At 71.1% G+C, this 11,087-nt stretch carries 6 protein-coding genes; all 6 read left to right on the top strand.

The window, feature by feature from the left end:
• Positions 1–9: 9 nt before the first annotated feature.
• Positions 10–984, top strand: coding sequence for a dTDP-glucose 4,6-dehydratase (gene rfbB, locus EAO77_RS22140; RefSeq protein ID WP_147990048.1), 975 nt, complete (start codon positions 10–12; stop codon positions 982–984).
• A gap of 469 nt (positions 985–1,453) precedes the next feature.
• Positions 1,454–2,725: an NAD(P)/FAD-dependent oxidoreductase gene (locus tag EAO77_RS22135; RefSeq protein ID WP_147990047.1), complete on the top strand. Its 1,272-nt coding sequence runs from the start codon at positions 1,454–1,456 to the stop codon at positions 2,723–2,725.
• Positions 2,726–2,768: 43 nt separating this feature from the next.
• Positions 2,769–4,028: a cation:proton antiporter gene (locus tag EAO77_RS22130; protein ID WP_147990046.1), complete on the top strand. Its 1,260-nt coding sequence runs from the start codon at positions 2,769–2,771 to the stop codon at positions 4,026–4,028.
• A gap of 14 nt (positions 4,029–4,042) precedes the next feature.
• The gene (locus EAO77_RS22125; RefSeq protein ID WP_147990045.1) at positions 4,043–6,784 is read left to right on the top strand and encodes an AAA family ATPase; all 2,742 of its coding nucleotides are present in this window, start codon (positions 4,043–4,045) and stop codon (positions 6,782–6,784) included.
• A 40-nt stretch (positions 6,785–6,824) separates the two neighbouring features.
• Complete coding sequence (locus EAO77_RS22120; protein WP_261994098.1) at positions 6,825–8,483, top strand: NAD(P)/FAD-dependent oxidoreductase; 1,659 nt, start codon at positions 6,825–6,827, stop codon at positions 8,481–8,483.
• Positions 8,484–8,694: 211 nt separating this feature from the next.
• A partial coding sequence (locus tag EAO77_RS22115; protein WP_147990084.1) for a type I polyketide synthase occupies positions 8,695–11,087 on the top strand: 2,393 nt, incomplete at its 3' end.

Below are 11,087 nucleotides of genomic sequence, written 5' to 3'. Positions count from 1 at the left end.
GCTGACCGGATGAGAATTCTCGTGACCGGCGGAGCCGGGTTCATCGGCTCCGCCTACGTCCGCGCCCTGCTCAGGGGCGAGTACCCGGGCTACGAGGACGCCCACGTCACCGTGCTCGACCTGCTCACCTACGCGGGCAACCGCGGCAACCTGCCCGCCTCGCACCCCCGGATGAGATTCGTCCGGGGGGACATCTGCGACGCGCCGGCCCTGCTCGACCTGCTGCCGGGACACGACGCGGTGGTGCACTTCGCCGCCGAGTCCCATGTCGACCGGTCCCTGTCCGCCCCCGCCGCGTTCGTGCGGACCAACGTGGCCGGCACCCAGACGCTGCTGGAGGCGTGTCTGCACGCCGAGGTGCCCCGGGTGCTCCATGTGTCCACGGACGAGGTGTACGGCTCGATCGACGACGGTTCGTGGACCGAGGAGTGGCCGCTGGACCCGAGTTCGCCCTATGCGGCGACCAAGGCCGGCAGCGACCTGGTCGCGAGCGCCTACTGGCACTCCCACGGCCTCGACGTGTCCGTGAGCCGCTGCTCCAACAACTACGGGCCGCACCAGCACCCGGAGAAGCTCATCCCGCTCTTCACCACCCGGCTGCTCGCGGGGGAGAGCGTGCCGCTCTACGGTGACGGCACCAATGTGCGCGAGTGGATCCATGTCGACGACCACTGCCGGGCGTTGCAGCTGATCCTCGCCAAGGGCCGTGCCGGAGAGGTGTACCACGTCGGCGGCGGCACGCCGCGGACCAACTGGCAGGTCACCGAGCGGCTGCTCGACCTCTGCGGCGCGGGCCTGGACCGGGTCCGCCCGGTCGCCGACCGCAAGGGCCACGACCGGCGGTACTCCCTGGACGGGACCAAGCTCCGCGAGGAACTGGGCTTCGAGCCCGTCGTGCCCTTCGAGGAGGGCCTCGCCGAGACGGTGGCCTGGTACCGCGACCACCCCGGCTGGTGGGACGCACAGGACCGCCGCGCCCCGTGACGGGAGAGCAACACGGGAGATGCCACCGTCCGAACGCCAGTCCACAATCATAGGGACGGCGGAAATCATCCCGGACGAAAGGAATGGCGTGCCGGACGGAGAGAATGAGTCGGCCCGTACCGCGGCCCGGCCATTCTCCCGGAACTCCGGTTCGTCGTGACCCCGGATATCTCCTGCCTTTGCGCTGCTCTTGTGCGGCGTGAATTGCGGACACCGTCCTCACCTCACCGCCGCCCCCGTGCGCGGTGCGGCGGGTCCGTCATGTCCTTCCTGGTCAGACCCGGACGGGTAGCCGCGGCATGCCTGCGCTGCCGCCCCGCCCGGGGTCCACGGCCTGTGAAGCAGTCTCTGAACTGAAATCCAGAGATAGTCCAGAAGACCTTTATGGGCCACACGTCAGGCTCTGAGGAATGCCGGTGCGAGCTCCGCGCAAAGCGGGCACGTCTGTCGAAGCAAGAAGGGAAGTGTCATGTCGTCGACTCTTCACGGAGTACCTGACGAATACGACGTCATCGTGATCGGTGGGGGGCCGGCCGGCTCGACCACCGCGGGACTTCTCGCGAAGCGCGGACACCGCGTCCTCGTCCTCGACCGCGAGCGGTTCCCCCGCTACCACGTCGGTGAATCCCTCATCCCGGCCTTCATGCGCCCCATGGAGGAACTGGGCATCACCGAGCGCATGGACGCCCGCGGCTTCGAGCGCAAGTACGGCGGCACGCTCGTCTGGGGCAACGCCCAGGTGCCGTGGAACTTCTCGTTCATCGAGGGCGGCAGCCACGAGTACGCGTACCACACCCGGCGGGCCGACATGGACTCGCTGATCCTCGACCGGGCCCGTGAACTGGGCGCGTTCGTCATCGAGGAAGCCACCGTCAAGGAGCCCATCGAGACCGAGGGCCGCGTCACCGGCGTCCGCTACACGCTGCGCGGCACCGACGGCTCCTACGAGGCCCGCGCCAAGCTGGTCATCGACGCCTCGGGCCAGGCGCGCCTCCTCAGCCGCCGCTACGCCGACATCACCTGGCACGAGGAGCTCCGCAACGTCGCCGTCTGGACGTACTTCGACAACTGCGAGCGGCTCGGCGGCGACGAGTACACCAACATCCTCATCGAGAGTCTCGACGACGGCTGGTTCTGGGCCATCCCGATCGACAAGGGCACGGTCAGCGTCGGCTACGTGACCCGCTCTGCGGACGCCGGCAAGGACGGCCAGTCCCTGGAGGACCTCTTCAAGGGCGAGGTGGAGAAGTCCACCAAGCTGAAGAAGATGCTGGCGGGCGCCAACCAGTCGGCAGGCTGGCGCACGGCCCGCGACTGGTCGTACACCAGCCAGAGCTTCAACGGCAACGGCTGGGTGTGCGTCGGCGACTCCGCCGCGTTCGTCGACCCGCTGTTCTCCACCGGTGTCGCGCTGGCCACGCTCGCCGGCAGCACCCTGGCGAAGATCGTCGACCAGATCATCCAGCACCCGGAGATCGAGGAGCAGGCGCTCAAGCGGTACGTCACCGCCTACCGGGCCTTCTTCGACGAGATCCGCGTCTTCGTCGAGCGGTTCTACGACCGCACGAAGTACAAGGAGTTCTACCACAGCCTCGCCACGGAGATGGTCGACCCGGACCGCGAGCGCACGCCCTCCTCGAACTTCGTGCAGCTGATCTCGGGGCTGAGCGGCAAGCACCCGATGCTCACCCTCCAGATCGACGACCTGATCGGGCAGGGCACCGAGGCCGCCGAGAGCTGACCACCCGCCCCCACGAGACAAGGACGGGCAGGATGCCGCCGTCATGAGCAGTCATCAGATCACGTTGCTCTTCATCGACCTCGGGCTGATCCTCTTCCTCGCGAGGGCTCTCGGCCATCTCGCGGCCCGGGTGAACCAGCCGGCCGTGGTGGGCGAGATCGTCGCGGGCATCCTGCTCGGGCCGACCCTGTTCAACGGGGCGATATCCGATCTGCTCTTCCCCGCGGACATCCGTCCGCTGCTCACCGGGATGGCGGACGTCGGCGTGGCACTCTTCATGTTCACGGTCGGCATGGAGCTGGACCGTGCCACGCTGCGCGGCAGGAGCCGGGTGACCGGCGGAGCCGTCACCGGCTCCACGGTGGTCCCGTTCCTGCTCGGCATCGGGCTCGCCTTCTACCTGATGCGCACCCACGAGGTGACGAGCACCGCCGCGTTCGTGGTGTTCATCGGTCTCTCCGTCTCGGTGACGGCCTTCCCCGTGCTCGCCAGGATCCTCACCGAGCGGGCTCTCAGCAGGACGACGATCGGCGGCATCGCCCTGGCCACGGCCGCATCCGTGGACGTCGTCGCCTGGACCGCTCTCGCGGCGGTCCAGGCGTCGGTCGGCGGCGGCGGCGACCACTGGCGGGTGGCGCTCGCCGTGCCGTACGTCCTCGTCACCCTGCTCGTGGTGCGGCCCCTGCTGCGCCGGGTCTTCGTCAGGAACGGGGAGGCCGTCCCCTTCGCGCCCTGGCACCTCGCCCTCGTCCTCATCGGTGTCCTTCTCTCCGCGGCGGCCACCGAGGCGATGGGGATGCACTTCATCTTCGGCGCCTTCCTCTTCGGCACCGTCATGCCGAGGGAGAAGACCCTCCTCGTACGCAGCGAGATCGAGGACCGCATGGGGCAGGTCACCTCCCTGCTGCTGCCGGTGTACTTCGTGGTGGCCGGGCTGAAGGTCGACCTCGGCTCCATGAAGGCCTCCGACTTCGCCGAGCTGGGACTGATCATGCTCGTCGCGGTGATCGGCAAGTTCGGCGGCACCTACGCCGGCGCCCGGACCCAGGGGCTGCCACCGCGCCCGTCGGCGGCCCTCGGCGTCCTGATGAACACCCGCGGACTCACCGAACTGGTCATCCTCGGCGTCGGACTCCAGCTCGGGCTGCTCGACGCCGATCTGTACTCCCTGATGGTCGTCATGGCGGTCGTCACCACGGCCATGACCGGTCCGCTGCTCTCCCGCATCTACCGCAAGCCGGTCGAGGTCCCCGACCCGGAGGGCACCGCGGAACCGGAACGCGTGACCTCGTCGGCAGGATAGGAGGAGAGGAACACATGCGGCTGATAGGGCTGGACCGCGAGCTGTCCGAGCTGAACGATCTCCTCCACGCCTGCGCACGCGGCGACGGCGGCGGCGTGGCGATGATCGGCGGCGCCATGGGCTGCGGCAAGACGGAGCTCCTGACGGCGCTGAAGGGTGCGGCACGCGAGGGCGGCTTCGCGGTCCTGGACGCCGTGGGCTCGTGGCCCGAGCGCCTGTCGCCGGGCAGCGTCCTGGCGCAGCTGCTGCGCTCGGCCGGAGCCCCCGGCCCGGCCGCGGTCCTCCTCGACCGGCTCCGCGGCACCTGCGAGGACGTCACCGGAGCCGCCGGCGACACCCCGCTCACCCTCGACGCCGACACCACCGACGTGCTGCACGAACTCTGCGCCGAGGTGGTCCGCTCCGCCGAGGACGTGCCCGTGCTGCTGTGCGTCGACGACGTGCAGTTCACCGACTACCTCACCCTGCACTGGCTGTTCCATCTGATCCGGCAGCTGCGCGGGGCCCGGGTGGTGCTGGCGCTCACCGAATGCCCGCTGTCCCGCCCGGCGCACCCGCAGCTGCACGCGGAGCTGCTGCGCCAGCCCCGCTACCGCAGTGTGAACCTCGGGCCGCTCTCCCTGACCGAGACCACCGCACTGCTGGCACTGCACCGCGGCGCACCGCCGGACCCCGTCTTCGCGGAGCGCTGCCACCGGGTCAGCGGCGGCAACCCCCTGCTCGTCCGGGCACTGCTGGAGGACTCACGGCAGGCGTCAGACCCGGGCACCGTCGTCGTCGCGGACACCTACGGCGACACCCTGCTCAGCTGCCTGCACCGGGGCCGCCCCGCGCTGCTGCGGCTCGCCCAGGCACTCGCCGCGCTCGACGGGGACATCCACGCCCCGGCCCTCCTCGCCCGTCTCACCGGGCAGGAGCCCAGCGCCGTGGTCCGCGGCACCAGGGAGCTGGCCGCCGCCGGCTTCCTGGACGGGATACGCCTGCGGCATCCCGTGGCCGCCCAGGCGGTGCTGGAGGGGCTGAGCGCCGCGGAGCGCGCCGCACTCCACCGGCACGCCGCCCTGATGTGCTACGAGGAGGGCGTCGCCGCCACCCGCACCGCCCGTCACCTGCGCAACTGCGACGACGACGGGTCGCTCACCTGGGCCGTGCCGGTCCTGCGCGACGCCGCCGAACGCCATCTCAACGGCAACCGTGTCGCCGAGGCCCACTCGTGCCTCGAAGCCGCCCTGCGCCTCGGCACCGACGACGGCGAACGCGTCGGTCTGCGCGCCCTGCTGGCGTCGACCGCCTGGATGCTCAACCCGTCGATCAGCACGCCCCACCTCGGCGAGCTGGCCATCGCCCTGCGCGACGGCCGGCTGCCCGCCCGGCCCACCCTGATGCTCGCCAAGTACCTGCTGTGGCACGGCAGGTTCGACGAGGCGGTGGGCGCCGTGGCGCAGCTGGACGACACCGACGAGCTCCGGGACCCGGGGTACGCGGCCGAGGTGCGCGCCACCTGGAAACTGCTGTCCGTCACCTACCCGGTCGTCCAGCCCCCGCCGCCGCTCGGCTCCACGGCGGCCGGCGACCCGCGCCTGCTGGGCGTCACCGCGCTCTCGCAGGTGCTCGCCCAGGGGCCGGACGACGGAGCGGTCGCCGACGCCGAGAGCGCGCTGCGCGCGATGCGGCTCGGCAAGCACACCCAGGAGTGGCTGATGTGCGCGGTGGCCGCCCTGTCGTTCGCCGACCGGCCGGAGGCCGCCGCCCGCTGGTGCGACCACTGGCTGGAGGAGGCGCGGGCCCGCAAGGTGCCGCTCTGGGCTGCCGAGTTCGCCTCGCTGCGGGCGGGCATCGCGCTGCGGCAGGGCGACCTGTCGCACGCCCGCCTGCTGTCCGAGGCGGCCCTCGCCCAGGTCCCGGCCGACAGCTGGGGCGTGTGCATCGGAGGCCCGCTGGCCAACCTGGTCCAGGCGGCCACCGCCGCCGGGGACTTCGGCGCCGCGGCCGAGTACGTCGCCCAGCCGGTGCCCGAGGGGATGTTCTCCAGCCGCTTCGGGCTCTACTACCTGCACGCCAGGGGCTGTTACCACCTGGAGACGGGACGCCCCTACGCCGCGCTCGACGACTTCAGCCGCTGCGGCGAGCTGATGACCCAGTGGGGCCTCGACCAGCCGACGCTGGTGCCGTGGCGCAGCAGCGCCGCCCGCGCCCATCTCGCCCTGTCCGACCCGCGGCCCGCGCGGGAGCTCGCGCACCAGCAGCTCGCGCTCGCGGGCGAGCGCCCGACCCGGGCCCGCGGCATCTCCCTGCGGGTCTGCGCCGCGGTCGCGGAGGAGGGCCGTCGGGGGCGGCTGCTGGAGGAGGCGGTCGAGATCTTCCGCGCCTGCGGCGACCGCTTCCAGCTCGCGGGCGCCCTCGGCGAACTCGCCGACGAGTACACCGAGTCGGGGCACACCGCCCGGGGGCTCGCCGTGCTCAAGGAGTCGGAGCGCCTGCGGCGCGAGTGCGGCGTCGGCAGGCCCGCCCCGGTCGTCCACGGCACGGCGGGGGTCGCCGAGCCGGACAGCGCGGCGTTCGCCCTGCTGAGCTGGGCCGAACGCCGGGTCGTCGCGCTCGCCGCGCACGGCAGGACCAACCGGGAGATCGCCGGGGCCCTGACCGTCACCGTCAGCACGGTGGAGCAGCACCTCACGAAGGCCTTCCGGAAGCTCGGCATCCGGACTCGGAAGGAACTGCCGAGAACCTACTTCCTGGGAGCGGCAGCGAGATGAGCAGGCACCTTTTCCTATCGACGAGAGACAGGTGAGCGGCGTGCCGCGCAAGGACACGAAGAAGACACCCGAGAACCAGTACGACGTGGCGATCCTCGGCAGCGGCATGGCCGGCGGCATGCTGGGCGCGGTCCTCGCCCGCAACGGCGTCAAGGTCCTGCTGCTGGACGCGGGCACCCACCCCCGCTTCGCGGTGGGCGAGTCGACGATCCCGTACACGTCCGGCATGACCCGGCTGATCGCCGACCGTTACAAGGTTCCCGAGCTGAAGGCCCTCTCCAGCTTCAAGGGGATCCGCAAGGAGGTCTCCCGCAACTGCGGACAGAAGCAGAACTTCGGCTTCGTCTACCACCGCGAGGGGCGTGCCCAGAACCCGGCGGAGGTGAACCAGCTGGTCGTCCCGTCGGCCATCAGGACCGAGACCCACCTCTTCCGGCAGGACATCGACGCCTACCTCTTCCACCTGGCCGTCAAGTACGGAGCCGTGCCGCAGCTGGCCACCCGGATCGCGGACATCGAGATCGACCCGGACAGCGGGGCGGTGCTGCGCACCGAGAGCGGCAAGGAGTTCCGGGCGAGCTACGTCGTGGACGGCAGCGGCTTCCGCTCACCGCTGGCCGAGAAATTCGGCCTGCGGGAGACGCCCACCCGGGCGCGCACCCACTCCCGCAGCATGTTCACGCACATGGTCGGTGTGAAGCCCTACGACCGCTCGCCCAACGGACGTCAGCACAAGCAGCCGAACCCCTGGCACAACGGCACCCTGCACCACGTCTTCGACGGCGGCTGGCTGTGGGTCATCCCGTTCGACAACCACGAGGACTCGCTCAACCCCCTGTGCAGCGTGGGTCTGACCTACGACCCGCGGGCCTTCCCCAAGGGCGATGCCACGCCGGAGCAGGAGTTCGACGACTTCCTCAAGCGGTACCCGGAGATCGCCTGGCAGTTCCAGGGCGCCAAGGCGGTCAGGCCGTGGGTGTCCACGGGGCGGCTCCAGTACTCGGCGAAGCAGGTCGTGGGGGAGCGGTTCTGCCTGACGTCGCACGCGGCCGGCTTCATCGACGCCCTCTACTCACGGGGCCTGACCAACACCATGGAGCTGGTCAACGCGCTCGGCTGGCGTCTGATCGCCGCCTCACGGGACGGCGACTGGTCGCTGGAGCGCTTCTCCTACCTGGAGAACCTCCAGCAGGGGCTGTTCGACTTCCACGACAACCTGGTCTACAGCTCGTTCGTCGGCTTCCGCGACTACGAGCTGTGGAACGCCGTCAACCGCACCTGGATGCTCGGCACGATGCTCGGCAACGTCATGCTGGAGGACGCGTACTACCGGTACGACACCACCGGCGACGAGAAGGTCTTCCTCGACCTGGAGCAGAGCAAGCACCCCGGCTCCCCGCTCCCGGTCAGTGCCGGATTCAATGAGATGGGAATTCTCACCCGGGATCTCTGCCAATCCGTCGAAGAGGGGACCATTTCCCCGGGTGACGCAGCGAAGCGCATTCTCAAGCACATCGAGAATGCCGACTTCATTTCGCCTTCGTTCCGTCTCGGTGAAGAGCCGACCCGTTGCTTCGCCATGAGTCCGGCCAAGATGGCGATGAATGCCGTCTGGTCCCGCAGGGAGGCTCCCCCGGAGATCGGCCCGCGCATGATCAACGCCAGCAAGGGGCTGGTCAGGACCCGCTTCCGCGGCTGAGCCCACCCCACGGCGGTCCCCCTCCGGACCAGCCGGCCAGACCCTTAGGGGCCCCCGGGAACACCCCTGAAATGTCAGGGGTGTTCCCCTGATTATGGGCAGTTGTAGGTTCGGACGGATTGCTTCGGTATTCGGTTGCGAGACGAGAAGGCGACGGCACATGGACGCGATTGCAGACCGTGACCCGGCGAATCTTACGGCCATTGTCGGCATGGCCGGCAAGTTTCCGGGTGCGCCTGATCTCGACAGTTTCTGGACTCTGTTGATGGACGGCGTGGACGCGATAGGCCCCGTCCCCGCCGACCGCTGGGACAGCACCGCGCAACTCGACCCCGAGAAGGAGATCCAGGCCGTCGGCGGCTTCATCGACGGTGTCGACCGCTTCGACGCGCAGTTCTTCGGCATCTCGCCCCGTGAGGCCGAGGCCATCGACCCGCAGCAGCGGCTGATGCTGGAGGTCGGCTGGCGCGCGCTCGAGGACGCGGGCCAGCGGGCCGACGCGCTCGCCGGCACCCGTACCGGCGTCTACGTCGGCGCCTCCTGGCACGACTACGAACTGCTGCGCAAGGACCGCGACGCCCGGCCCACCCCGCACAGCCTCGTCGGCAACGCCCTCGACGTGATCGCGGCCCGCCTGTCGTACTTCCTCAAGGTCCGCGGCCCCAGCATGACCGTGGAGACCGGCTGCTCGTCCTCCCTGGTCGCCCTCCACCTCGCCTGCCAGGCGCTGCGCGACGGCGAGATCGACGCGGCCGTCGTCGGCGGCACCAACCTCATCCTCGACCCGCATGTGACCGTCGGGCTCACCCACTTCGGCGGACTCTCCCCGGACGGACGCTGCAAGACCTTCTCCGCGGCGGCCAACGGCTTCGTGCGCGGCGAGGGCGTCGCCGCCCTCTACGTGAAGACGCTCGCCCGCGCGCTGGCCGACGGCGACCGCATCCACGGCGTCGTCGCCAACACGGTCGTCAACAACGACGGCGGCGGCGAGAGCCTCGTCACGCCGAGCCCCGCCGGGCAGGAGGACCTGCTGCGCCGTGCCTACCGCACCGGGGCCGTGCCGGCCGGCGCCCCGGACTACGTCGAGGCCCACGGCACCGGCACCGGCCGGGGCGACCCGATCGAGGCCACCGCCATCGGCCGCGTCCTCGGCGGCGACCGCGACACCCCGCTGCTCATCGGCTCGGTGAAGACCAACATCGGGCACCTGGAGGCCGGCGCCGGACTCGCCGGCCTCATGAAGAACCTCCTCGCGCTGCGCCACCGCGTGCTGCCGCCCAGCCTCCACTCCGCGGAGCTCAACCCGGCCATCCCCTTCGACGACATCAACGTCCGCGTGGTGCGCGAGGCGACACCCCTGCCGCCCACCGGGCCGCTGTGCCTCGGCGTCAACTCCTTCGGCTGGGGCGGCACCAACGCCCACGTCGTCCTCCTGAGCCCGCCCGGGACGGAGCAGGCGGCAGCCGCCGACGAGGGTCCCGCGACCGGACTGCCCGCCGTGCTGCCGCTCTCCGCCAAGGACGACGTCGCCCTCGGCCGGCGCGCCGCCGACCTCGCCCCGCTCGTCCCCGCCACCGCGGAAGGGACGGCCGCCCAGGCCGGCGCCCTCGCCTGGCGCCGCGACCACCACCCCCACCGCGCCGCCGTCGTCGCCACCGACGCCGACACCCTGCGCACCGCCCTGACCGCACTCGCCGAGGCCCCCGACGGCGAGCCGGAGGCACCCGGCCTCGTCACCGGCAGCGCCGTGCCGGGCGGCGGCACCGCCTTCGTCTTCCCCGGCCAGGGCTCCCAGTGGACCGGCATGGGCACCGGGCTGTTCCGGGACAGCCCGCTCTTCGCCGACGTCGTCACCCGCTGCGCCGACGCCCTGCGCCCGCACACCGACTGGAACCTGCTCGACATCTTCTCCGGCCGCGCGGACGACACCTGGACCCGGCGCATCGACATGCTCCAGCCCACCCTGTGGGCCATGTCGCTCGGACTCGCCGAACTCTGGCGCGCCGCCGGCATCGAGCCGGACGTCGTCCTCGGCCACAGCCAGGGCGAGATCACCGCCGCCACCGTCGCGGGGATCCTCTCCTACGAGGACGCAGCCCTGGTGATGGCCCGGCGCAGCGCCATCGCCCGCCGCACCTCCGGCCAGGGCCGCATGCTCGCGGTGGACCTCGACCGGGACGCCGCACTGGCCGCCCTGGAGGGCTTCGAGGACAGCGTCTCCCTCGCCGTCCACAACGGCCCCCACTCCTGCGTCCTGTCCGGCGAGAAGGAGGCCGTGCTCACCCTCAAGGAACTCCTCGACGCCGAGGGCACCTACTGCCGGCTGGTCAACGTCGACTACGCCTCCCACAGCCCCCAGATGGACCCGCTCCGCGAGGACCTGCTCGCCGCCCTCGCACCCGTCCGGCCCCGCGAGGCGCGCATCCCGCTGATGTCCACCGTGCGCCGCACCCGCCTGGCCGGCCCCGAGATGGACGCCGCCTACTGGGTCGAGAACCTGCGCAGCCCCGTGCAGTTCGCCGACGCCATGCAGGCCGTCCTCGACGACGGCATCACCCATGTCGTCGAGATCAGCCCCCACCCCGTCCTCGCCCCGGCCGTCGA

The organism is Streptomyces sp. T39, from assembly GCF_008042045.1.
In the GTDB taxonomy this organism is placed as follows: domain Bacteria; phylum Actinomycetota; class Actinomycetes; order Streptomycetales; family Streptomycetaceae; genus Streptomyces.
The sequence above is the reverse complement of the archived record's forward strand: the minus strand, read 5'-3'. Positions and strand labels throughout refer to the sequence as shown.

What these genes read in the sequence shown, in the direction of transcription:
- rfbB (WP_147990048.1), top strand. Translation starts at nt 10, where the DNA reads ATGAGAATTCTCGTGACCGGCGGAGCCGGGTTCATCGGCTCCGCCTAC.
- EAO77_RS22135 (WP_147990047.1), top strand. Translation starts at nt 1,454, where the DNA reads ATGTCGTCGACTCTTCACGGAGTACCTGACGAATACGACGTCATCGTG.
- EAO77_RS22130 (WP_147990046.1), top strand. Translation starts at nt 2,769, where the DNA reads ATGAGCAGTCATCAGATCACGTTGCTCTTCATCGACCTCGGGCTGATC.
- EAO77_RS22125 (WP_147990045.1), top strand. Translation starts at nt 4,043, where the DNA reads ATGCGGCTGATAGGGCTGGACCGCGAGCTGTCCGAGCTGAACGATCTC.